We start from the raw sequence: 22,082 nt of genomic DNA on the forward strand, positions 1-22,082 counted from the left end.
ATGTTCAAATAGGGTGTACCCTGTTTGAACATTGAGTGGTATAATTATTTCTCTATCAAAAAACTAGTAATATCAATAAATACTACCGTAAGTGATTAGACTTGAAATGTGTTCATTTTCTTTTGACTATATTGTTAAACTTTTTTAGGGAGGCCTACTCATGCGTGTCGGCTATGCTCGTGTTAGTTCCGCTGATCAAAACTTGGCTCGTCAAGTAAACCAATTAAATCAAGCTAACGTCGATAAATTGTTTCAGGAAAAGGTTTCTGGTAAAAACACCCAACGAACGCAGTTAAATGCACTCTTAGATTTTATTCGCCAAGACGATGAAGTTTTTGTTTTAAGCTTAGACCGATTGGGACGTAACAGTGAAGATTTAACTAGAATTATCGAAACCATTCGCCAAAAAGGAGCCGTTTTAAACGTTTTAGATCTTCCCTCATTTGAAGGGGTCCGTGATTGTAACTTAAAAGCTCTGCTCACAAATCTGGTCCTAGAAATTCAAAAATATACGGCTGAAAATGAACGCCAAAAAATTCATGAACGCCAACGTCAAGGGATTCAAGTTGCCAAACAACGTGGTGTCTATAAAGGAAGAAAACCACAATATGTCGCCGACTCTGATGATCCTCAAAAACGATTGATTTATGAACAAATCGTTAAGTTATTGCAAGCTCGCGCTCAGGGAAAACGTCTGCCAATTACTGAAATTGCGCGACAAACTGGAGTAGCTCGCAACACGGTCTATCATATTCAACGACAGCTCATCAATCATCAGCTATTAAACAACTAATTCCGTTTAACCATTGTCATGCTGCCAGTTAGGTTGGCAGTGCTGTACCCTTCAGTTAAGAGCAGCACACCCCTCCTCCAATACCATGCTTGTTGAAGCTGCTCCAGCTTGCTAACTAACGGCCTCGCTTCACAATAGTGGTTTTTGCGTGAACCTTTGCGGATCTGTTTCAGAACTGAACCAAGGAATGAAACATTCGCCTGATTTGTTAAAACCTGCTACAATGGCAGGCAGAAACAGGAAGTCTTGTCGAAAACGGTTTTTCTTAGGTGATCTACCTCAATCCCCACCACCAATACCAGTTGGCCAAGAGTACCTCAATGCATTGTCAACGTTAATAAAACAAAATTAAGTTACATTAGTGGTGGGGGGTCTTGTAATGGTCAGCGTTACACCAAGCAACTTTTTCATTGGTGATACTTGTTGATATGGATAAATGACTTGATTTGCAACATTCTCAGGATTAAACAGGCTTGTCATCAAATGTGGTTTTATTGCCTATTAGCTTTGTCCAAATAATTACCAATTTGGGAACTCATCACCTATACTAATGGATAACCTATTGAGATTAATAAATAGGAGGAATTAAAATGGCAGATAATATATTAATGGCCTACCATATTGTGCTTGATCCCAATGACCGAACGAAACATGTTTTGAATACAAAAAAACTCTATAAGTGGCGAATTACCGATAAGACGAAGGGAACCCCAGTGATTGGTAATGTAGCCTTGGTTAAAACCAAATTTTCTAAACGGGTGCCAGTCATGATCTATGCAACCAAAGAAGTCGCGAATGATCTGAGTAATTTACAACCGGTGAAAATCTTTACCACTAATCGTGATCAAGAGGCCGTAAATAAAGCTTTTGATAACCTTTTAAAATAAGCTAATGGTCTACACCAGTCTGGCTAATGCCATACTAGTGTAGACCGTTTTTGATAGATCGACTGAACTCCTGGCCTTTTTGGTTAGTCTAATTCAACACCACCATCTTCACCGGTTAAATTAAGCGCTCCTTCAAAACCCAGACTGGCTTCAGCCATGACCTGCGGTATATTAGTACAATCCTTGAATCTATCGGGAAAATATTTAACTGTGCGTTCATAGAATTTTCCTGCATCTATGATGTGGCCCAGCCTTTTTTCACCGTTATGCAGATAAATGATAAATTCACTGCCCTGTAAAATAGCAATAATTTCTGCTTTAGAAAGCGTAGTATTGTCCTGATTCATAGCTAAACATCCTTTTCCGTATTGCACCAAATTATATCACTAACCGATTTAAATAAGGTTATTACTTGAGTTGACATTCCGGGTTTCTAAAAGGAGTCTATTATTAGCAAAAATTATTGCAACATTAATTATCGGGGTGATTTTCGCAGTTGTCTCTTTAATATTGCCCATTATATTAGGTGTGGTACGCGGAAATATTGATCTGGGGCAATTCTTTACCACCCTTGGGATCGGCCTGATCATTGGTGTAATGGTAACCGTTGCTGATCTACCATTACTGATAGTCGTCTTGAAAATGAAAAAGAATTACTTAATGTCGTTTGTGGTAAGTTTGTCATATACAATATTGAGCTTTGTCACTTCATTACAATATAATCGCTTCCCGTTGCCGCTTTCTGTTGTCTTCAAGTGGTCATTACCACATATTTCATCTGGTACGATGTCCGCTAGCATTACCAGACTCTTCTTTTCCACGCCCTCTTGTATTGGAATCTTGTGTATTGTGGGATTTTTATCATGCTATGTCGCAGTCAAATTATTTGAAAGTGAGACATGTGGTTATAAGTCAAGTTGAATCTTAGTTCTTTGAAAACTGAATATGCTTGTTGAAAACCTGAAAAGCGTACACTAACTAAGCCTTTGAAAAATAAATTTTTTTCAAAGAAGTTAAAACATCTTTAAAAAGAGATTTGTTTAGCTATACCAATTCTTCTTTCTGATAAATTTGGTGTCTACTGAGCAGTGTGTAAATCACCCTAATTAATTTTCGTGCTGTTAGTGCGAGGGCGCGCTTGCGTGGTGATCGGATGGCTTCAGAATATTTTTTCTGATAATACGTTCGCATTGTATCATCATAGCGAATTACTGAACCGGCAGCTTCGATTAAGTAATAACGTAGATAATTATCTCCTGAGTGAGTCATGGGTGTTTGATCACCTTTGAAATTTCCTGATTGATGTTGGCGCCAGGCTAAACCTGCGTATTTTGCTAGTTTAGTTTCGTCGCTGAAACGCTCTATTTGGCCGATTTCAGCGATGATACCTGCGGTGTAAACTTGTCCGATTCCGGGAATTGATTCTAGTATTTGACTTTCAGGCAAAATAGTAACAACTTTCTCAATTGATTTATCCAGTTGTTTAATAAGTCTTTGGTAATTACGGATCTCATTAGCGTAAATTGATAAAACAATATCGACTGAATCAGCTAAAACTTTGTCTAAACGATAAGATCCACGGATTGCTTTTTGCAGTGCTTGTGCTAGTTTCTCAGGCTGAGAAAACTTGCCATGCCCTTTCTTATTCAACAGTTCTGCCAAATCTTTCAAAGGCATCTGAGCTAGTTCATCCATCGTTAGTTCACCAGTAATCAGATCAAACATTGTTGCACTGAAAACCGAAGAGTTTTCAAGTGCTCCAGTTGCTAGTTTATTTACTTTGTAATAAAGATTTTCAAGAAAATGTTGTTTTGCTCGCGTCAAACTCTTGGTAATCTCAAAGCGTGATCGTGTTAACCGCTGTAGTGCTTGGTATTCTTCTTGTTTGACAATTCCAACCGAATAGCGGCCAATGCTTAGATAATCCGCAATATAATAAGCATCTATTCGATCCGTTTTATTATCTTCGAAAACATCTTTATAGCGCTTAGTGCTTCGCGGATTGATGACTACTACTTGAAGTTTGAGAGCTTTAAGTTCTTGATCTTCTTTAAAGAAAAACGCTGGATGGAAACTATAAATTGAAGTTGCCTCCATGCCTAGAACAATTTTAGAAAATTGATTTTTAGATTGGAAGTCTAAAATTTGTTTTTTAATTTTTGAAACACCAATCAAATCATTAGAAACTGTTGCTTTAAATAAGATTGTCTTTTCAGAAGTCAACATAACGACTTCTAGTTGACGTGAACTAACATCAATACCGATAAATAAATTCATTGGGAAGGCCTCCTTTCTTCAGATTTGTCAGGTTTTCTTTTGGACACCGCATGATAATCCCTAATTACGACCATTAAGTTCAACCTCGCAAGGTATAAGTATTTATAGGTCAAAGATTAAAAGCTGCGATTGACTCTGCTCGAATCAATAAAATCAGTTGATCAATACAGCGTGTGGTTCGAACTTTAAGTGATCGTCTGGGCGGCAGTCTTAACGAGTAGTTGTACTACAGGAGGAAAAAACCTATACCAGTTGACCAAAGCCAATGACAATTAGAGACTAACATGTGGTGTTCAAAAAACAAGTATATTTAGTAAAAGATGTGTAACTTATAAACATATAATACGAGGAGGAATAGATATGGGAACCCTAATTATCAATGAGTTTCGTAAATTGAAAAGATGTGACGTCTTACTCGTATTTTTTATCTCCCTTGTCTTTACTGATCTACTCTCAATATTTCAACTATACAGTGGCAATGAACATTCACTCTATAATTACACTGATTTTATGAATATCGTTATTTGGGATAGTTTTAGTTTAGTCTTACCGGCAATGATTGTTATCTTTAGTAACTATTTAATTAATGTTGAGCATATATCTGGAGCACTAAAGAATAACATTACTTGCGCCGTTTCTGTCAATAAATTGTATGTTAGCAAATTGGTTGCTTTATGCCTAATCAACGTAGTATTTGCAGCTTTAAATGCGTTTTTAACATACTTGATGTTCCTGTTCTTACCGCATAAAAGTGAACCCATATATCATTCTCTGATCTCAATGATTCAGTTAATTGGTATTAGCTTGGGGGTTCTTATCGCTGTCTTACCAATCTTGATTTTGTTTATTCGACAAGCCTCATCTTATCTCAACGTGGTTATTGCCTTTGTTTATGGCTTTGTTGGCGTATTTGTAGCTGGACAAAACCTGCAAGACTATTATCCAATTACTGCTTTCTTGAAAATCGTTAATTATAATAACGGTTCGTTAACCTATCACGGAAACACGAGTTACATAACGGTGTTTATAGTCCTGTTGTTTTCGTTAATAGCTTGGATATTTATGGCTCAAAAATTAAAGAAAGCTGATTATGCATAGACATTGTTCTATCCCCATTTCCCTGTATAATAGATTAAGTAAGAAGTTTTAAGGGCGGTGACTGTCTTTTCCCTTGCGAGGTGAGGCCCATGGGAACATGGAATAATCTTCAGGAAGGTTTCACAGTCAATGAGCGTCTTCCAGACACTCTCGTTGATGTTGCTGTTTGGCACGTTTTTAATCGCGCTACTCAGCTATATCGACAAGCACCACAAATAAAAAAGCCGCCCCACATAACTTTGACCGGTTATGGGGCGACTTGATATCGTTCTTTAGCTAAGGCCACCGCCTTTGAAGCGGCTTGCACGGGAAGTCCTGTTCCAGCGGGGCTTCCTTTTTCTGTCTTTATTATAGCATGCCCTTTAAAAACTGGCTAACGTTTCAGACTTTGATCAGATTCAGGATCAGGCTGTTTGATTTCCAGATTCTGTTCAGCAAAGGATTTCAGTTGCTTCTGTGTTCGCTCACTGATTTCTTGGTGCACATCGTTTAACTGGTTTTTAAATTGCGCTTTCTGTTGTGGACTAGTTGCTTGTTGAATTTGTTGTTGCAAGCTTTTATATGACTTATTAAGTGCTTGGGCTGATTCATGTTCAGGTTCTTTTTGTGCTTCTTGTAAACCTAATTGTTTGGTTAAGCCATCGCTAAGTTCAATCACTTTGTTGCTAACTTGTTGGATTTCACTTAAAGCATTATGGATCACGGCTTTATCTTTGGCCCAGGTTGCCACATAACCGAGGGAGTAATTACCCGTATCAACCCCAATATTTTGCATGGCAACATATGCAACCGCTTCGGCTTGGGTTTCTTGATAGGCTCGCGGCCGATCTTTAAAGGCTGATTTTAACCCATGTAACTGACTATGCGCATATTCGTGATATAACGTCTTTAGTTTCAAAGCATTGTCGGGCTCATCGCCACCAATGACGATTTCATTAGTGCTGGGTTGAAAATACCCCTTAGCCCCATTTAGCGTCGCTAAAGGCACTTCACTGATTTTAAGGTCGGGTTGCTGGTTTAAATAATCTTTGAACGCGTTATACAAGCTCGTCACGTTCTGATGATCGGCTAAATTTTCTGTGGCAAAGTCTCTAGCGCTTAACACTGGTTCACCGCTAGTTTGTGACACATCAAAGACGGGGAGATAACGATAACCGACAATGGCCCGCTCATCGGTGGTATCAAGACGCTTTTGCTCGGCTGGTGTTAACTTCTTAATAATCGGGGCCGCAATCCGAATCGCTTTTGCGCCCCGGTTGACGGTGCGGTTAAAAGCCGTCTGCCATTACTTAAAACCAGCGACTTGAGTGGCTTGAGGATTTTGCGCATAAATTAAATCAATGTTTCTGGCGCTATAATGATGAAATTTAGCCAGGGTATTGAGGTACTTTTTAAATTGGTCACTATCGGTTAATTTTAGGATTTGTTGTTCAGCCTGGGCGACTAATTGTGCTTTCCAAGCCTTAATATCTGCTTTATTCGGCATAAGTTACCCCTCCTCATCTTCAAAAATATCATTCAGTGTCGGCACTAATCTTATTTGAATCGGGGTCGTGGCATAAAGGGCAACGTAGCCATCGACTAATTTTTGCCAGGCCACTTGATAATAAGCCCCATTTCCAGTAATCTCTTTTAAATACTTGTAGGGTTCTTTAGCCTGCAAAACCGGTAATTCACTCCCTATGACTGCTAATTCGTTATCCATTTCATGCTCTCCTTTGCTCTGCTAATCTCACCCGTTGTTTAGGTTTACTTTGGGGGTTATCAAAGTGAACCTAAGCCACGGGTTCACCAACCGGAACGTAGTGTCGAGCGGTAGGTAAGGTCTAATCGAAATCAAAACTTAATTTATGACCGGCAAGCTTTAACTTGGCGGCAAACGACTTTCCCTTTTTGCTCTTGAAACCCTTTAACTTGTTGGTTTCCCCTTTGGTGACCAGCGTTTTAATTGCGGTCTTACCAAGCGTCTTGCTACTCCATTTCTTGGGCAGGGTAAAGTCCTCGCCTTGCTTAGGTTTCACAATGTAAAACTTTGGTTTATTTAACACGGTGGCTTGCGGTGTTTCTAAGAATACTTCGGCGGCTTTTTGGGCTTGCTGTTGATGATCAATTTGTTGCTTAATGGCTGCACTGCCAGTTAATTGTGTGGGAACATCAGCAATCAACTTCGCCACAAACTTCTTAATTTGGCTCAAAAAATTATCCTGGGTGCGTTCTTCGTTACTGATTTGCTGTAACGCTTGCTCCCATTTAGCCGTCATTTCTGGGCTAGTTAGCAAGGGTTCGAGTTCGACCGCTTTACATAATGTGATCCCGGCTTCACTGACGTGCAACTTATTCTTTTCAGTAACTAAGTAGCCGCGTTTCTTTAACACTTCCAGCACATTGGCCCGGGTTGCACTTGTCCCAATGCCTTGCACATCTTTAAGAATCGCTTGGGCTTCTTCATCATCAAGTGTTTTACCGGCCGTCTTCATTGCCGTAATTAAGGTACCTTCGGTAAAGGGCACCGGTGGTGTCGTTTCTTTTTGCGGTGTTTGCAGATTCGCTTGAACTTGGTCGCCTTGGTGAACGATCGGTAGGATGGCTGCCTCTTGCTGCTCGGTTTTGGTTTCATCAAATAGAACTTGCCAACCTTGCTTAGTTGGGACCTTACCGGTTGCTTTAAAATTAGCGTCGCCAACTTGGGTAGTAATGGTGGTTTCTTCATACTCGTACGGATCAGCAAACATGGCTAACGTCGTTCGTAACACCAAATCATAGACTTGTTGTTGTAATTTAGGTAAGGCAGCTAATTGATCTTTCGTCGGCACGACTTTAGTCATAATAATGGCGTAATGTTCTTCAACCTTTTTCCCATTAACATAACGCTTATTCGGCGTGGTATTGGTTAAAGCGACTGGCTTAGAGACTAACCCCAGATACTTCGTCAGATTAGCCACTAAATACTCAAATTCTTCATTAGTGATATAAGCACAATCGGTTCGGGGATAGCTAAGGAACTTAGCTTCGTATAAACTCTGAATGGCCGCTAAGGTTTGGCTGGCACTGGCATGATACCGTTTGTTCATGGCACTTTGGAGACTGGATAGCGAAAACAACTGTGGACTAGCACGCTTTTTAGCCTGCTTTTGGACGCCCTTGATTAAACCGCCCTGTAAGCCCTTCTCAACGTTTTTGCCCTTCATGAATATCATTAGCCCTTTTTCATCTTTAAACTGCTGATAGGGGGCTAATTTCGCGGCGAATTTTTGCTGATTAGCTAAAATTTCCGCATTTAGTTCAAAATAGGGTTTGGGCTTAAATTTTTTGATGAGTTGGTCTCTTTGATAGACCATATACAAGGTTGGCGTCTGCACGCGACCAATCGAGTACACCCCGCGTACTCCGTTTTGTCTTAATAACAAAGTATATAAGGGACTACCATTCATACCAATTAACCAGTCACTAATTTGACGGGTTTGGGCTTCTTTATAAGCCAAATAGTCTTTGTGCCAATCACCAAGATTTTTGAATCCGGTAATAATGGCGTCTTTTTCCAAACTATTCAACCATAGCCGCTTAATAGTCTTCTTTTTAACGTCAATCTGGGCTTGGTTCATGATTGACCACGCAATATTGGAGCCTTCCCGACCGCTATCGGTGGCGACAATAATGATGTCGGCTTTTGCTAACAGGTCTTTAACGATCTTGAATTGCGTTCTTTTACTAGCTGACACTTCAAACTTGTATTTATCGGGAAAAATCGGTAAATTAGATAAGGCCCATTGCTGATATTTCTGATCATATTTATCCGGTGTGGCCAGTTCAACTAAATGTCCGAGACCATACGTCACAAGCGTATTATCGGGCAAAACAGGGTCACTAACCGTATAGTAACCCTGTTTTTTTGTGCGCTTTTGAAAGGCTTGGACGTATGAACGGGCTTGACTAGGTTTTTCAGCTAAGATAACAGTGGTCATGTTCGTTCACTCCTTATGATTCAGCTTTTGTTATACCTTGTTCTGCCACTTTTAACCAGGCTTAACGGTGCAATTTTTATTTCGATTACAAGTGCATGCCCCCATCTTCATGCCGATTACGAGTTTGATGTTGCCGTTGCTTTTTCGCCATTTCCCACTCGGTCTCTTTTAAACCGCGTAGTTGCTGCTTTCTTAGATAGTCTGTGTTCTTCGCATATAGAATGGTTATTAAGGCTTCGTCCAAAGCATTCATCAGGTAGTTTTTCGGACTAGTTGGATAATAATTGATGGCCTGATAGGCCTTAATTTGGTCTTGCTTATATTGATCAAACCGCGTTGTTTGTTGTTTCAAACGGGCTTGCACGGTTTCAATTTGTTTGTGATCCAACTTATTGTCTTGCCCACATTCACCGAGAAATAGCTGCCGGGTACCATCATGTTTTAAGACCCGTTGCAGCCGGTGATCCTGAATATCTTTTAATTCAATTTTACCTAACAGGTAATTCAAACCAGCTTGGTGTTGCTGACTAGTAAAGACTACGGGTGGCTGCTGTTGTAATTGACTAAGATCATTGGCGCTTAATGGCTTTAATTCTGGATCATAGTAAACCACGGCAGTGTAGATTTGCTCCTTGTCAATCGTCTCTAGCTTATCGAGATCACTGTCCGGAAAAGCAGTCGTTAGAATGCTGTTGTATTGGGTTTGCACTACGGCTTTAACTTCCCGAATGACCCGTAATTCTTTCACCGCTTTCGAAATAAATTCGAGTTCGTTAGGTTCATAAGGGGCTAACATGCCCCGATCAGTATGCTTCAAATCGTCTAACTGGTGGCCATGTTTGGCTAGCACTGCGGTTAACTGCTTCTCAATTGTCTGGGCTTGCTGATTAACTAACTGCCAGCTGGTATATGGCCGCTTGGTAAACGTCAATAATTGCTGGGTCAGTAAATCGTTTCGAATATCCGTTAGCCGTTCAGTCAATTCACTATCTTTAAAAATGGTTTGTTCGCTATTAGTCTCTTTAATCAGTTCCCGTCGTTCAGCCGCGGTTGTCTGTTCAAAATCAAGTTCCGGATACAGTTTTTTAGTTGCTCGTTCCACCACTTTATTTAACAACTGATTAGCTTGTGCTAGTGATGTCGTTTGCTGGTCAATGGTCAGCAGTTGTTTGGTTACATCTTCACCAACTGCATGTTTAATCAATAAGCTGTTTTTCCAATTAAACAGCATGCGCTGTTTATCATCTAAATGCTCTAAATCGACATAGGTCTTCAATTGCTGACTTAGATGACTAATTGTGTGTTTTTCAGAGAATGATAGTTCGTCAGTTAATGCGTCAAAGTGTTCATAATTTCTAATCTTTTCATCAAGACTATGGTATTTAGCTTGAGCGCTTCTTTGTGCTCTAACTTGTTGATTAAATGCTCTTCTTTCTTGCCGCTGACTATTGATCCCCTCATGTTGAGTTGGTGTTTCATCTATTCCTTGGTCGACAAATGATTTTTCACTAATTCGATCCGGAATATTTTTTTGTGCTAAAGACTGATTAACGCCAATTGCCCAATTGTGACGCCATTCAGTTATTTTTTCCTTTTTATCCCAATCAACCAGCCAAATTTTTCTTTGTTTTGGAAACCCGCTTTTGGTTAAAAGCTGCTTGCCATTTTCATCTTTAATGTACTGAGTTTTTGCCTTCAATCCCCAAGTACCATCTGGGTTAAATGGCCGATTAGTTAACATTACATGAGCATGTGGATTATCTGGGTGATCGCGATGAATTGATACGTCTGCTACCATCCCTTGATCGACAAAATTTTCTTGTACATATTTTGTCAGTAATGCTTTTTGTTCATCTGTACTTAAATCAACTGGTAACGCCACGTTAAACTCTTTGGCATACCGTGAGTTTGATTTACGATCTTTCTTTTCAACTTCATTCCATAACCGCTCCCGATCGTTCGCCCATTCCGGTGCATTTTTGGGGATCAAAATAAAACTATCCGGCATGACCAACCGGTCATAGAAATAGTAGCGACCTTCTTTATTATCAAATAGTTTTTCACCGCTACGATAAGCAGCTCCAGCAATGGCACTACGTCCTTTACCAGCACTAATATTTTGAAAACTCATGTGAAAAATTGCCGTGTTGGCCACCATCTCTCTTTGGGTTTATGGTTTTGATTTTGTTGTCGCCAACGGCGACTTCTAATACAGGTTTTAATGGGGTTAGCACAACATAGAATTTATTCTATGTGTAAGTGCGCATTAACCTCGTTTCACTCGGCCTGCTGATTCCCCTAAATTTACTTCTAGTGTATGCCTTCCGCTTCGCTATTTCAACTTCTATCCTTTGACTTAACGTTCTCTGTATGATATAGTGTCGGTGATTATTTTTAATACGATTGGAGGGATCATTATGTCTCAAAGTAACTTAGAAAAACAAGAAGCTAAATTAAAAGCCCTTAATCAAAAAATTAAGGACGAAAAAAATAAGATTGAACAAAATCTCGGTAAGCAAATCATTAGATCAGCCAATTTGGATTATGGGACACTTACCACTCCACAGATTAAAATGATTGCTAAAAAAGTTGCCGCCTTTTTAAATCAAGCTCAAAATAACCGATAATAGTTAGGTGGTAATGACTATGCCTAATCAATATGAAAAACTAGTTGAGCAACAAGCGCGTTTAAAACAAAAAATTGAGCGAGAAGATTTTAAATTACGGCAATCTAAATACTACGAAAATCGGCAAGCCCGCAAAGCCCGTTCTCGCCGATTAATTCAAAAAGGAGCTTTGCTCGAAAAATACTTTCAAGCTGATAACCTATCGGTCGAACAAACCGAAGAGCTTTTAAAAATATTTGCTAATTATGTTAATGCTCATAAACCGAATAAATTTAAAGACGATCAGCCTAATAACTAGGCCGATCGTCTTTATTTTCTGGATCATTTTTGGGATTGATTTCTGGGTTCTGATCCGCAAAATCTTTTAACTGTTTTTGAATTCTTTTACTAGTTTTGTCTTTAACTGATTTAAGCGCTAAGTTTGCTCTAATTTGTAATCCTTGAATGCCATTGTCATATGTCCACCGTTTAATTTTAGCCATGTCATTAGTTCGATAATAATTGGCAATTAGTTCGTTCCATTGATCCCACTTATCTAACGGCACATTGATTAAGCCTGCACCACCGTCAATCATAATTTTATTAGCACTTAAAGTCGCCGTCCTTTTGTTCCCGTCCCAAAAGATTTGTTGGCGCATATTATGATACATGACAGTCAATGCTTTATCAGTAATCGTCGTTCGTGGATCAGCCAAGATTTTTTGTAAAAAGGATTGTTCTTGTTTTTCGTTAATTAAAGGTGGTTCAAAAAAGTCTTCACTACCTAAATCAACTCCTCCTTTCCCTTGCCGTAATTCTCCCGGTACTAAGGCGTCTTCCGCTGCCACAATCTTGTTGATTTGTTTTTCCATGGTTAACGTTAAAGGGGAATTTTGAGCAGTGATATATTGCCACCCACGCTTTAAATTAACAATCGTCAAAACATCTTCAACAGGTACTCCTGCTACGCTCATACCGTCCATAATAGTTTGTGTTTGTGGCAAAGTGGTATTAACGCCTTCAAAACGAGCATTAGTATGCACTAACTTGGTAAAGTTTGCTCGGGCAAACCGTTGGTTTTCTGCAGCTGTGAATTTATACTTGTCCATATATGTTCGAGTTTTAGCCATATTTTGTGCCTCCTTTCTATTTCAGTCACTGATTATTTGACCTGTCCATGTTAAATCACAAAATGCTTTTCGTTGATAATTTGCTCTTGGCGTTTATCTAAGAGGTAAGTGTGTAACGCGTCAAACAGCTTGCGTTTATCAGGATCTGGATTATGGGCTGCTTGCTCCCAAATTTCTTGAATGTCGACGGCCCATGGGTCAGTCAACAATTGATCAATTGTTTCGATTTCTTTGCTGGGGTTGGTCATTTAAAAAGCTCCTATCCCATTTTTCTAGTTCAGCTATCGCCAATTCGGCCACTCAAGATGCCTATTTTTATTTCTAAGCGGTTTTAAAGCAATTTTAATATAATTATGCATGTAACACTTAAAACGGCTTAAATGAGCTTATATGCCGTTTGATTTTAAAATCATTCATTGTCAGCGTTCTGCTCCTCGGGGTGTTTAGCAACATATCCTCTAGCCGCTTGTTTATTCCACCAAACGCCAAATAGGTTTTGCATGGTGCCGTATAAGTAGTTCTCAACATTCTTGATGTGCTTCTCATTGCTTCTCAGGGCGTTAAAGTAGCGTCTCAAGGCTTTAGTCATTAAAGGTCTCAGTTCCTCATCACCAAGTAGGATTATGACACCAATATCTTTGTGATCTTTCTCAACTCGGTACTTAGCATTTAAGATAATGCCAATGAAGCGCCGCATTTGTTGCGGGGTACGGCACCAAAAACTAAGTAGTTGCACAGCTTCTGGTTCTAAGAAAACCGGTAAGCCACTGTCTTCATCAGTTAAGAAATCATTAGCATGGTTCACCAAATCCTGGTTTTGCTTTTGAATTTCTGCTGGTGAGAAATTGGCTGTGGAAAAGTCCAACTTTTGAGTATCTATATTGTATCTATTAGTATCTAAATTATTAGTATAGTCTAGATCTTGTCTCTTTTTGAGAAGTCCGCTTGTACCAAGGGATTCAGATGTATCAGAAACGGTATCATGCGGGTTTCTCTTTTTGAGAAGTCCGTTTGTACCAAGGGGTTCAACGGTGTCATGCGGGTTTCTCTTTTTGAGAAGTCCGCTTGTACCAAGGGGTTCAGGCGATTTTAATGGCTCTCGCTTAATATAAACGTCTTTTGCTGTTACTTCCAAATCTGCCAAATATAATCTATTTGGTTCGTTTTTGCCTGATCTTGGATTAAAACCCATATGTTTTTGATACAAAAGTTTTGCGTCCATTAATTCGTGTTTAATCTTATTGATTTTATTATTTGACCAGTTTCGTAAATCTTTTAGTTCATTGTTTGTGTATATGAAATATACGTTGTTATTTTCGTCAACCCAATTATTGCTCAGTGAGTAACTTAGACGATCGCGTAACACCGAATAAAGTAAAATGGCACTATCGCTAAGATCCTTATATTTTTCTCCTTGGAGTAAGATCTGCGGCAAAGCGTAGAACTTTACTTCATATGCCCTTTTAGCATTTGTAAAGTTGAAATTTGATTGATCCATAATAAAAGCTCCCTTTCTTAACTGACACACGCTGTCTTAAAAGAGAGTTGCTAAAACATCTGACTTGTTTTAAAATACAAGTCTGGTATGCTTTAACTGAATTACAAAGCGAACATTGGACGTGATCGGCTTTGTAAATTCACCGGCATGTGTCTATTCTGGGTTGCCCATACGGCAACTTTTTTAATTTCTAACAACAAAAATGGAATAAATAGCATTGGTTAGCTACTTAGTCCATTGGGTTTAATTTGTTTTTAACTATCCTTCACTTGTCCCATAGGACTGGTTTGCGGTATAATTAACCTACAAATTAAGAACAATGTTCAGACGATTTTAACTTGGCGGTCTAAATCGTCTGAATCTAAGTGGCTCTCTATTAGCTACTTTCTAAACCTAAAATCCCCGATTCCTCGTGAATCGGGGATTTTTCTGTTTAGCTTGATCTCTTTATTCGATTGTTAAATTAATCTTAGTCTAGCATAGCGCTTACCTACAGGCAACCGTATTTGGTTCAGTGCACTTTACTAGATTTTACCTAAATACAAATTAGCCAAACAAATAAATTGTGTATTTACTTGTTTGGCTAATTATTTGTTTAACTGCTAAATTGCATCTATGATTGAAGCTAAGAATTCTGAACGATTTTTAAATCCGTTTTTTCGGGCAGCCACATCCATTTTTTTAAGTTGACTTTCAGTAATTGAGAAGGTCACTGATCGCTTACGCTCTACTTCCTTTCGACTGATATTTTTCAAAAATGCGACTGCATCTTTCTTGTTGTCTTTCAACGTAGTCTCGTAACTTTCTCTCATTTCTTCGTCTTTTTTGTGGTTGAATGAATCTAAACTCATAATCTAACTCTCCTTACTTGGTTTTATTTGCTAATTCTTGAAAAAGATGATCGGCGTGTTCTATGAACTTTTGATTTTGCTTTAAAATGGATTCATCATGATTGGCTAATTCAAATATTGAAGCGTGCTTTGCAGTAGCTTTATTAAAGAGCTCTCTTTCAGGAATTATAGTCGCGACTGTTTCATCGCCTTCTATGTGTTTGAGCAAATCGCGAGACATGCTTGTATTATGTCTAATCATATTGCCGATAAAGAAAAGCTTTGCGTCTACGTAAGTTTCGCCAGTTCGATAATCAAAAAGTGATTTTCTGAATTTTTCGAGTCGTGTTTCTAGATCAAACTTAGCATTGTAGCCATGTTCACTGGGTGTGATGGGACTGAGAAGGTAATTACTGATAGCAATAGCATTTTTAGTGATGGTGCTAAAATCTGGGTGTGTATCAATTAAGATATAGTCATAGTCGGTTAAGCTTAATGAATCGGAGTTGTTTTTAAACCACATGAACAACATCATTTCTTTGTTACTGTTATTTTCTAGATAACTTCCTAAAACATCTAGGTCTATAAAACCGGCGATTAAATCTAGATTTGGTCCGACACTGTCAATTTTTACTTTTTGAGCATTATTGTCTTCTTTGAATGCTTCAGCGATGGTATTGTTTCGTCGTGTCTTTTCAAAAACGGTTGTTAAATTGCACTGATGGTCTAAATCGATTAATAGAACCTTCTTACCATTTTTAGCTAACCAATCACCATAATTCAAAGTCAAGGTTGTTTTACCGACACCACCCTTGATAGCAGTAAAAGTAATAATCTTCATCTTGATGCCTCCTCGTATTATTAAAAATGTATTCAAGTATTGACCAGCTTCGCTGTTTGGATGCTGTGTGATATTCTCTAATTGTTCATTGGATTCGGATCCAACTGGTATAGGCTTTCGCCTCCTGTAGTTTATCTACATTTTAAGAATGCCGCCCAGATGAATTGTTTAAGTTCAAACCACAAGCTGTAGTGTTAGCTGATGATTTTGATAGCTCGCGTTCTATCAAGCAGCTAGTCATTGGATGACTTGTCTACTCATAAATTGCGAGGATGTTCTGAAGATTCATAATTAGGGAGTATCACACAGCACCCAAGCCTATCCAAAATAAGAACGGAAAGGAGGTCTGAATCAATGAACTTGAATGTTGGTATTGATGTTTCAAAATTGAAGCTTGATTATTGTGGAATGGATTCAAATAAGCAAGTGTGTTTCCAAGGTGAAGTAACAAACACCCCGAAGGGGGCCGGTCATATTCGTGATGAGATTTTAAAGCGGTCTCAGCAAGCTGACCAAATTATTATCGGCATGGAAGCAACCTCAGTTTATAATTTCCACCCAACCTTGTTCTTTGAACAAGATGATCGCCTTAATCAGTTAAACGTGACTGTGGTCACCTTGAATCCTAAAGTGACGCACCGTTACAGTAAGTTATTTGATGATGATAAGACCGATACCGTTGATGCCTTTCACATTGCCGATTTCTTACGGATCGGCCGGTATCAAGTTCCGGTTACCCGCGATGAAAAGCACATCGCTTTACAACGCTTGACCCGGGAACGATACCACTTAGTCCATCAGATCAATGATTGTAAAAATCACTTTTTAAATAACCTGTACTACAAGGTGAACACCATCGATACGGTCTTGCCTACCTCAGTCTTTGGGTCAACCATGCTTAGCATTCTGAGTGATGAGAAGTATTCCCTAGATGACCTGGTTCAGATACCCTTGTCAGCCTTAACTGATGAGCTAAATCATTTATCTCATGGCCGGTTTGGCGATGCCAAAAGTGTTGCCAAAGCACTGAAGAAAGCCATTAGAAGTTCTTATCGGCTTAGCAAGACGGTTGCCGATTCCGTTGATCAAGTATTGGCCATGTACGCTAATCAGTTGCGGATGCTTAATCAACAGCTAAAGCTGTTAAATAAAAGCATTTCTGATCTGTGCTCGGTCATTTCAGGTGCAGACTCACTCCAAAGTATTCCGGGAATTGGACCAGTGTATGCGGCCGGATTACTGGCTGAAATCGGCCAAATTGACCGTTTCCCCAATGATGCTAGTCTCGCCGGCTACGCTGGCTTATCATGGCAACGCAGTCAATCAGGAAATCATGAGCGACAATTAACGCCGCGAACCAAAAGTGGTAACCAATACCTACGTTATTACTTAGTTGAAGCTGCCAACTCAGTAAGGCGCTATGATCCCACTTATGCCAGGTACTACCAGAAGAAGTTCCGGGAGGTACCAAAGTATCAACATCGTCGAGCTTGTGTGTTGACCGCTAGGAAGCTGGTTCGGTTAATTATTAATCTACTAACTGAACATAAACTGTACACGCCTCCTAAATTGGTCTAGCGCGACGAACATCGCTAACATTGCAAGTTTCTAACCAGTGAATTTTTGTACTTCACTGGGCTGGGGGAAGTATACTCTCCTCACAATTAGAACTATCAATATTTTACGTATCACCTACTTGACTTCTGACCACAAGTCTTCATCTAGCTTAATTATATCATTATCAAGCAAACAAATAAACAATTTATTAAATAATTAACGTAACGATTTTGGCCGCTTTAATCATGTACTTCGGCAATATCAACAGCACTCATTCCCGGCTGATAAGGCTTAAACTAGTCTGATATGCTTAACACTTCTTTACTATAGATTGCTTTAAGTGTAAACCGTCAGGCTTTTTTGCTGTCTAAATTTAACTAGCACCACGCGTATGAGTATTATAATTGAAAATACTAATTTAAACACTTTAATTATCACATATTCAAAACGTCAAAAAATTTGTATCTAAATATATCTAAGCTTTTTTAATGGTGAGAAACTTTGCCACTTGCAACGCTCGATTAATTACTTGGGTATACAAAATGATTATTGTCACGAGCCAAAAATAATCTTAATGTTTAAATTTGCTTCACTTCAACAAAAGACCGATCTGCCAAAACCCAAAGATTTTAACAGACTGATCTTTATTTACATTAATGCATCTTGACTTATTTTGAAAAAGCTTTAATTTATCCTAGCAAGTTGTTGTAACAAATCTTCCACTTGTTTAGTCAACTTCTCCAGATTGTGACTCTGGTCGAAAGTTTTTAAGTTCGCTTGCATTTGCCGAAAAACCTTTTGGACCCTGTCTTGGCCATTAACAGTCAAAGTTAGCCGAACAATTCGTCGATCATTTGGATTCACTTGTGATTGAATTAAATTATCTTGAATCAATCGCCAAGTATTCCTGGAAATTAGTGTGCGCGTAACCATGAATGCATCAGTTAATTCACTAGCAGTAGCTTGCCCATGTTGTTCAAGATAGACTAATATTCCCCACTCACGCATTGAAAAATCAGTTTTGGCCAATCCTTGCGCTAACATCTGGTATGCCTGTTTCTGAATAGCTTGCAGGGTTGCTAAGCTCTCAAACTGGTTCTTAATTTGCTGATGATTTAGCATATAATATCATCCTATTCTTTTTGCTGCCGCTTAGTCATTCCGAAGAGTCCTAACAAACTACTCATGACTAATAGTAATAAGCCACTCAGTGTCATATGTCATTGATCAGTTTAATCAGTTTGAGCCAACCATTGATCCACAAAATTAGTAGCCGTTGCTTGACCATCCTGAACCGGCTTAGCAGGCATCGTTGATTGACTTGGGTTAATAGAAACTCTAAAATCTGTCGATAAATTATTTATAATTCCTATTATAATAAATTGACTCAAACCCATTGTGAACGTTAGAAATGTTAATAATATGCATTGAAGGTTGATTTTCTTTTTTATATGACCACCTTATTAAGAGATACACTATAAAAATTATATAAAAAGCCAATTTTTTTAATATCAAATGGTAGATTGCAAATTTAACCGCCTAAACTCCTAGACCATTGCGCCAATCGTGCCTGACACCAGTCCAAAAAATCCCGTTCTGAAATCGTTGGTGTTCCCGTCAATAACTTTTTTGTGATGGGCTCCTCACCTAAAGCCGTCTCAATTAACCCAACCACTAAATAATCTGTCTGTTTCGTAACCCAATTTTGTGGTTTCGCCCCAAAGACTTTCGCCAAACTAAAAGCTTGATCCCGATTCATGGTAGTTAGACGTCCGGTAAAAGCAATCTCACAATCTCTTAAATCGAGCATTTTAAATCATCAACTTTCTTGATTCTAATGTTGGTTTTGACTTGACGGGTTATGGTTTTCCATTCAGTTTAGAGGGAGTGACGTTTTGAGCGCAGAATTGTTCCCTGGAAACAGCTATTTGGAATAACTGAACCAGAGTGCAATTCTACGCTAAGGTTTCCCCCTAGTTCGTCGGTCGTTAACGCCCGTCGCTTGTCTGTACAATTGCGGTATTGCTACCACCATTCATTATAAATCTACGTTTTCGGTTTAGCCTACTAAAAAACGCCCTAGAAGGCGTTGATGATACGTATTTATTTTTGTTCGATCACCAACTAATCAATGGCACCAAGCCGAAGCTTCGTTTTACCACCCGCGCCGTTAATGGTCGCGCTCACCATTCACCACCCAGCCGTACAGATGACCTTGTTGTGGTATAGCCAGACTTATTGAAGTCGCACTGGCAAACGTGTCCCCTTGGATTTAGACCCCAGCTTGTCCCCTAGGGCTTTAAAAATCGCACCGGCCATGATATAATAGTCATTAAACTAGATGACTTTTATGTGGCGCTCACCGATTCCCGTCGGTGGGTGTTTTTTTATGTTCTATTTTATGTAACCAATATTACTCGTTGTTTGGTGATAAATCAACATTTCTTTTTATGTATCCTTGTATCCTTGTATCCTTGTATATTAATATCCTTGTATCTAAGTATCCTTGTATCCTTGTATCTAAGTATATTAGGATACTTGCAGTCAATCTTAATTTAACGGCTTTTGAGAAGAAATGTATCCTTGTATCCTTGTATCCTTGCATCTTTGTATGTTATCATCCTTGTATCCAAGTATCCTTGTATATTAGGATACTTAATTGGAGGTCAGTATAATGGGTGAAGTAATTACTTTTGGAAATTTTAAAGGTGGCACCGGTAAAACAACAAATGCCACGCTTGCATGCCTGGCACTAGCTCGTGCTGGTAAAAAAACGCTATTAATTGATTTCGATCCTCAAGCAAACGCTACAGATATTTACTTTAAAACCGCGGCTAATTTAGGCCACGATGATATTAAATTTAATCAAACCTTGCTTGCATCAATCCAAGAAGAGGACTTATCAAGATCGTTGGTTACTTTGGATAAAAACATTGACTTTATTCCATCAAGCGCAGATTTTTCATTGTACCCACGGATTATGGAAAAAAAGTTTAAAAATAATTATAAAGATAGAGTCACATATTTTAGCAAGCTACTTGCTTCACTAAAAGAAAAATATGATTTTGTGGTATTTGATTTGCCACCGACTATTTCCTTAATTTCTGATAGCGCCTTATACGCTTCAGATTGGGTTCTGATTATCCTTCAAACTCAAGAGCACAGTCTTCAGGGTGCCGAATCGTTTCTAAAATATATACAGGAACAGGTAATCGATGAATACGAAGCACCTAGTTTGAATTTACTCGGTATACTTCCTGTGCTATTAAAGAATGGGGCGCCTGTTGATCACAGCACATTAGAAGTAGCAGAAGAAGAATTTGGGAAAGAAAACATGTTAAAAACCCTAATTCGTAATATGGAAAGAATCAAAAGATATTCAATCAGAGGTGTATTTCTAAAAGATCAGTTCGATAAAAAAATAATTAGATTATACGATTCTGTGGCACAAGAAATTGTTGAAAGGGCGGACTAGCATGGTGGAACTTTTACACAATCCTAACTCAAATAAAAGCAAAATAATTCCTAGAAAATCGGTGCCCCAGCCCCAAAAAGAAATTTCCATATCTTCTCTAAACGAATCAAACAAAACGAAGTCTAAACAAATAGATGGTGTTACTTTTGATACTACGCTCAGAATTGACAATCATCTAAAAAACTTTATGAAAGCTATGGTAATTTTAGGGTATAGCTCAACTCAACAAAACGGATTAGCCCAATTACAAAAAACTTTTTTTGAATCGTTAACTGAGTCTGAACAAAATACGCTTACGACTCAAATACAGACTTTGGAAACCGGCGATGCTAACAAAGTAAAAAGTAAATAATCACGTGCTCTCAGACGACACGTTCACCTTTTAGATGTATACTTGTCCGTTTAAATTAAGCAGAATGCACACAAAAAAGTCCTCTATTATGCGGAATAGAGGGCTTTTCTGAAATCAGTACATACAGGCTTTGCTTAGGAGCGTTGCTTGTGTCCATTTAGGACATACACAATCATATAACAATCAATGCTGTCACTTAACTTACTCAAAAAAGCCACCCATACTACTCAAAAAATATTCACAACCTATCTAAACAACCGTTTCCAAAAGTTCTCTCTCGTCTCATTAGAGGGCTTTTCGTTTTGCTTGCTTATATTTGTATCTGAATCATTTCTATCGTCCTTAGAATCGTTCTCACGGCTTTGTGTGGTGTTGCTTTTGATATTTTGTTCTGACTTTTGATTTTCAAGTAATTTCTGACTGGATAAGTTCAATTGCTGTTGTTGGTCTAATAATTTTTGAAATTTGTTTATCTGTTGATCCTTTTTCGTCAAGTTGGCGTCTAAGTATATTAACTAATTGATCGTTGCTTGACGTGTTTTTGTCTTGTTTATCCTTATTTGTATTGTTGGCATAATATTGATGTATAGCATTAACAACATCTTGACTTAAAATATATCTATTATCGCTATCTTTTAAAGGCTTGTCTTTGTCGTCTAGTGAATCTATTATTTGATAAATTCTTGCTCTTGATATGTGTAAATCCTTTGAAATTTCTGCAATTGTTGTCAAATCTACCACCCTTTCAAGTATATGCTAAGTTATTGATACAATCA

At 38.5% G+C, this 22,082-nt stretch carries 23 protein-coding genes and 1 pseudogene; 10 read left to right on the top strand and 14 right to left on the bottom strand.

What is annotated here, in order from left to right:
• The first annotated feature begins 160 nt into the window (after positions 1-160).
• Both KH893_RS09760 and KH893_RS09765 read left to right on the top strand, forming a co-directional pair.
• Positions 161-793, top strand: a complete 633-nt coding sequence (locus KH893_RS09760; RefSeq protein ID WP_056996543.1) for a recombinase family protein — start codon at positions 161-163, stop codon at positions 791-793.
• 590 nt (positions 794-1,383) lie between these two features.
• A complete protein-coding gene (locus tag KH893_RS09765; RefSeq protein WP_281165960.1) occupies positions 1,384-1,680 on the top strand; it encodes a DUF5839 family protein in 297 nt (98 codons plus the stop codon).
• A gap of 83 nt (positions 1,681-1,763) precedes the next feature.
• Here the strand turns inward: KH893_RS09765 and KH893_RS09770 are convergent, their stop codons facing one another.
• On the bottom strand, positions 1,764-2,027 hold the full coding sequence (locus KH893_RS09770) for a hypothetical protein (protein WP_056996544.1): 264 nt from the start codon (positions 2,025-2,027) through the stop codon (positions 1,764-1,766).
• 70 nt (positions 2,028-2,097) lie between these two features.
• Between KH893_RS09770 and KH893_RS09775 the strand changes: the two genes are divergently transcribed.
• Positions 2,098-2,601: an ABC transporter permease gene (locus KH893_RS09775; protein ID WP_281165961.1), complete on the top strand. Its 504-nt coding sequence runs from the start codon at positions 2,098-2,100 to the stop codon at positions 2,599-2,601.
• A 123-nt stretch (positions 2,602-2,724) separates the two neighbouring features.
• On the opposite strand, the gene KH893_RS09780 is transcribed toward KH893_RS09775, so the two are convergent.
• Positions 2,725-3,957, bottom strand: coding sequence for an IS110 family RNA-guided transposase (locus KH893_RS09780; RefSeq protein WP_281165962.1), 1,233 nt, complete (start codon positions 3,955-3,957; stop codon positions 2,725-2,727).
• 360 nt (positions 3,958-4,317) lie between these two features.
• Here KH893_RS09780 and KH893_RS09785 point away from each other — a divergent pair, with 360 nt between their 5' ends.
• Positions 4,318-5,055 (top strand): ABC transporter permease, encoded by a 738-nt coding sequence (locus tag KH893_RS09785; protein ID WP_281165963.1) that lies wholly within the window; start codon positions 4,318-4,320, stop codon positions 5,053-5,055.
• Positions 5,056-5,211: 156 nt separating this feature from the next.
• The gene (locus KH893_RS13075) at positions 5,212-5,274 is read left to right on the top strand and encodes a putative holin-like toxin (RefSeq protein WP_222843308.1); all 63 of its coding nucleotides are present in this window, start codon (positions 5,212-5,214) and stop codon (positions 5,272-5,274) included.
• Positions 5,275-5,428: 154 nt separating this feature from the next.
• Here the strand turns inward: KH893_RS13075 and KH893_RS09795 are convergent.
• From KH893_RS09795 to mobQ, 4 genes and pseudogenes are all read right to left on the bottom strand, one after another.
• Positions 5,429-6,541, bottom strand: a pseudogene (locus KH893_RS09795) (hypothetical protein).
• 3 nt (positions 6,542-6,544) lie between these two features.
• Entirely contained in the window at positions 6,545-6,760 is a 216-nt protein-coding gene (locus KH893_RS09800) for a hypothetical protein (protein WP_054762702.1), read from the bottom strand.
• A 121-nt stretch (positions 6,761-6,881) separates the two neighbouring features.
• Complete coding sequence (locus KH893_RS09805; protein WP_281165965.1) at positions 6,882-9,017, bottom strand: type IA DNA topoisomerase; 2,136 nt, start codon at positions 9,015-9,017, stop codon at positions 6,882-6,884.
• 85 nt (positions 9,018-9,102) lie between these two features.
• Positions 9,103-11,175, bottom strand: a complete 2,073-nt coding sequence (gene mobQ, locus KH893_RS09810; protein WP_281165966.1) for a MobQ family relaxase — start codon at positions 11,173-11,175, stop codon at positions 9,103-9,105.
• A 259-nt stretch (positions 11,176-11,434) separates the two neighbouring features.
• On the opposite strand from mobQ, the gene KH893_RS09815 reads away from it, so the two are divergent.
• Together KH893_RS09815 and KH893_RS09820 are read left to right on the top strand one after the other, a co-directional pair.
• Positions 11,435-11,644, top strand: coding sequence for a hypothetical protein (locus tag KH893_RS09815; RefSeq protein WP_281165967.1), 210 nt, complete (start codon positions 11,435-11,437; stop codon positions 11,642-11,644).
• Positions 11,645-11,663: 19 nt separating this feature from the next.
• The gene (locus tag KH893_RS09820) at positions 11,664-11,942 is read left to right on the top strand and encodes a hypothetical protein (RefSeq protein ID WP_075141395.1); all 279 of its coding nucleotides are present in this window, start codon (positions 11,664-11,666) and stop codon (positions 11,940-11,942) included.
• On the opposite strand, the gene KH893_RS09825 is transcribed toward KH893_RS09820, so the two are convergent.
• The 5 genes from KH893_RS09825 to KH893_RS09845 all read right to left on the bottom strand — a co-directional run bounded on the left by KH893_RS09825 (position 11,932) and on the right by KH893_RS09845 (position 15,922).
• Positions 11,932-12,753 carry a Fic family protein gene (locus tag KH893_RS09825; RefSeq protein ID WP_281165968.1) on the bottom strand — a complete coding sequence of 274 codons (822 nt, stop codon included), beginning with the start codon at positions 12,751-12,753 and terminating at the stop codon, positions 11,932-11,934. The two genes, KH893_RS09820 and KH893_RS09825, sit on opposite strands and share 11 nt — an antisense overlap.
• A gap of 50 nt (positions 12,754-12,803) precedes the next feature.
• Positions 12,804-13,001, bottom strand: coding sequence for a hypothetical protein (locus tag KH893_RS09830; protein WP_281165969.1), 198 nt, complete (start codon positions 12,999-13,001; stop codon positions 12,804-12,806).
• 161 nt (positions 13,002-13,162) lie between these two features.
• Complete coding sequence (locus KH893_RS09835; RefSeq protein ID WP_046870849.1) at positions 13,163-14,251, bottom strand: replication initiator protein A; 1,089 nt, start codon at positions 14,249-14,251, stop codon at positions 13,163-13,165.
• Between the two features lie 602 nt (positions 14,252-14,853).
• A complete protein-coding gene (locus KH893_RS09840) occupies positions 14,854-15,102 on the bottom strand; it encodes a ribbon-helix-helix domain-containing protein (RefSeq protein WP_281165970.1) in 249 nt (82 codons plus the stop codon).
• A 13-nt stretch (positions 15,103-15,115) separates the two neighbouring features.
• Positions 15,116-15,922: a ParA family protein gene (locus tag KH893_RS09845; protein WP_281165971.1), complete on the bottom strand. Its 807-nt coding sequence runs from the start codon at positions 15,920-15,922 to the stop codon at positions 15,116-15,118.
• A 354-nt stretch (positions 15,923-16,276) separates the two neighbouring features.
• Here KH893_RS09845 and KH893_RS09850 point away from each other — a divergent pair, with 354 nt between their 5' ends.
• A complete protein-coding gene (locus KH893_RS09850; RefSeq protein ID WP_068222268.1) occupies positions 16,277-17,500 on the top strand; it encodes an IS110 family RNA-guided transposase in 1,224 nt (407 codons plus the stop codon).
• A gap of 663 nt (positions 17,501-18,163) precedes the next feature.
• On the opposite strand, the gene KH893_RS09855 is transcribed toward KH893_RS09850, so the two are convergent.
• Together KH893_RS09855 and KH893_RS09860 are read right to left on the bottom strand one after the other, a co-directional pair.
• Positions 18,164-18,601: a MarR family winged helix-turn-helix transcriptional regulator gene (locus tag KH893_RS09855; RefSeq protein WP_281165972.1), complete on the bottom strand. Its 438-nt coding sequence runs from the start codon at positions 18,599-18,601 to the stop codon at positions 18,164-18,166.
• Positions 18,602-19,010: 409 nt separating this feature from the next.
• Positions 19,011-19,289: a BRCT domain-containing protein gene (locus KH893_RS09860; protein WP_024855821.1), complete on the bottom strand. Its 279-nt coding sequence runs from the start codon at positions 19,287-19,289 to the stop codon at positions 19,011-19,013.
• Between the two features lie 864 nt (positions 19,290-20,153).
• Here KH893_RS09860 and KH893_RS09865 point away from each other — a divergent pair.
• On the top strand, positions 20,154-20,954 hold the full coding sequence (locus KH893_RS09865) for a ParA family protein (RefSeq protein ID WP_046872463.1): 801 nt from the start codon (positions 20,154-20,156) through the stop codon (positions 20,952-20,954).
• Position 20,955: 1 nt separating this feature from the next.
• Entirely contained in the window at positions 20,956-21,306 is a 351-nt protein-coding gene (locus KH893_RS09870; protein WP_046872462.1) for a DUF5388 domain-containing protein, read from the top strand.
• Between the two features lie 405 nt (positions 21,307-21,711).
• Here the strand turns inward: KH893_RS09870 and KH893_RS09875 are convergent, their stop codons facing one another.
• Positions 21,712-22,038 (bottom strand): hypothetical protein, encoded by a 327-nt coding sequence (locus KH893_RS09875; protein ID WP_281165973.1) that lies wholly within the window; start codon positions 22,036-22,038, stop codon positions 21,712-21,714.
• Positions 22,039-22,082 lie beyond the last annotated feature (44 nt).

This window comes from Liquorilactobacillus sicerae (assembly GCF_029916425.1).
GTDB classification, from domain to species: Bacteria; Bacillota; Bacilli; order Lactobacillales; family Lactobacillaceae; genus Liquorilactobacillus; species Liquorilactobacillus sicerae.

What these genes read in the sequence shown, in the direction of transcription:
- KH893_RS09835 (WP_046870849.1), bottom strand. Translation starts at nt 14,251, where the DNA reads ATGGATCAATCAAATTTCAACTTTACAAATGCTAAAAGGGCATATGAA.
- KH893_RS09830 (WP_281165969.1), bottom strand. Translation starts at nt 13,001, where the DNA reads ATGACCAACCCCAGCAAAGAAATCGAAACAATTGATCAATTGTTGACT.
- KH893_RS09800 (WP_054762702.1), bottom strand. Translation starts at nt 6,760, where the DNA reads ATGGATAACGAATTAGCAGTCATAGGGAGTGAATTACCGGTTTTGCAG.
- KH893_RS09850 (WP_068222268.1), top strand. Translation starts at nt 16,277, where the DNA reads ATGAACTTGAATGTTGGTATTGATGTTTCAAAATTGAAGCTTGATTAT.
- KH893_RS09840 (WP_281165970.1), bottom strand. Translation starts at nt 15,102, where the DNA reads ATGAGTTTAGATTCATTCAACCACAAAAAAGACGAAGAAATGAGAGAA.
- KH893_RS09860 (WP_024855821.1), bottom strand. Translation starts at nt 19,289, where the DNA reads ATGCTCGATTTAAGAGATTGTGAGATTGCTTTTACCGGACGTCTAACT.
- KH893_RS09845 (WP_281165971.1), bottom strand. Translation starts at nt 15,922, where the DNA reads ATGAAGATTATTACTTTTACTGCTATCAAGGGTGGTGTCGGTAAAACA.
- KH893_RS09865 (WP_046872463.1), top strand. Translation starts at nt 20,154, where the DNA reads ATGGGTGAAGTAATTACTTTTGGAAATTTTAAAGGTGGCACCGGTAAA.
- KH893_RS09820 (WP_075141395.1), top strand. Translation starts at nt 11,664, where the DNA reads ATGCCTAATCAATATGAAAAACTAGTTGAGCAACAAGCGCGTTTAAAA.
- KH893_RS09785 (WP_281165963.1), top strand. Translation starts at nt 4,318, where the DNA reads ATGGGAACCCTAATTATCAATGAGTTTCGTAAATTGAAAAGATGTGAC.
- KH893_RS09815 (WP_281165967.1), top strand. Translation starts at nt 11,435, where the DNA reads ATGTCTCAAAGTAACTTAGAAAAACAAGAAGCTAAATTAAAAGCCCTT.
- KH893_RS09760 (WP_056996543.1), top strand. Translation starts at nt 161, where the DNA reads ATGCGTGTCGGCTATGCTCGTGTTAGTTCCGCTGATCAAAACTTGGCT.
- KH893_RS09855 (WP_281165972.1), bottom strand. Translation starts at nt 18,601, where the DNA reads ATGCTAAATCATCAGCAAATTAAGAACCAGTTTGAGAGCTTAGCAACC.
- KH893_RS09870 (WP_046872462.1), top strand. Translation starts at nt 20,956, where the DNA reads ATGGTGGAACTTTTACACAATCCTAACTCAAATAAAAGCAAAATAATT.
- mobQ (WP_281165966.1), bottom strand. Translation starts at nt 11,175, where the DNA reads ATGGTGGCCAACACGGCAATTTTTCACATGAGTTTTCAAAATATTAGT.
- KH893_RS09765 (WP_281165960.1), top strand. Translation starts at nt 1,384, where the DNA reads ATGGCAGATAATATATTAATGGCCTACCATATTGTGCTTGATCCCAAT.
- KH893_RS09770 (WP_056996544.1), bottom strand. Translation starts at nt 2,027, where the DNA reads ATGAATCAGGACAATACTACGCTTTCTAAAGCAGAAATTATTGCTATT.
- KH893_RS09825 (WP_281165968.1), bottom strand. Translation starts at nt 12,753, where the DNA reads ATGGCTAAAACTCGAACATATATGGACAAGTATAAATTCACAGCTGCA.
- KH893_RS09780 (WP_281165962.1), bottom strand. Translation starts at nt 3,957, where the DNA reads ATGAATTTATTTATCGGTATTGATGTTAGTTCACGTCAACTAGAAGTC.
- KH893_RS09805 (WP_281165965.1), bottom strand. Translation starts at nt 9,017, where the DNA reads ATGACCACTGTTATCTTAGCTGAAAAACCTAGTCAAGCCCGTTCATAC.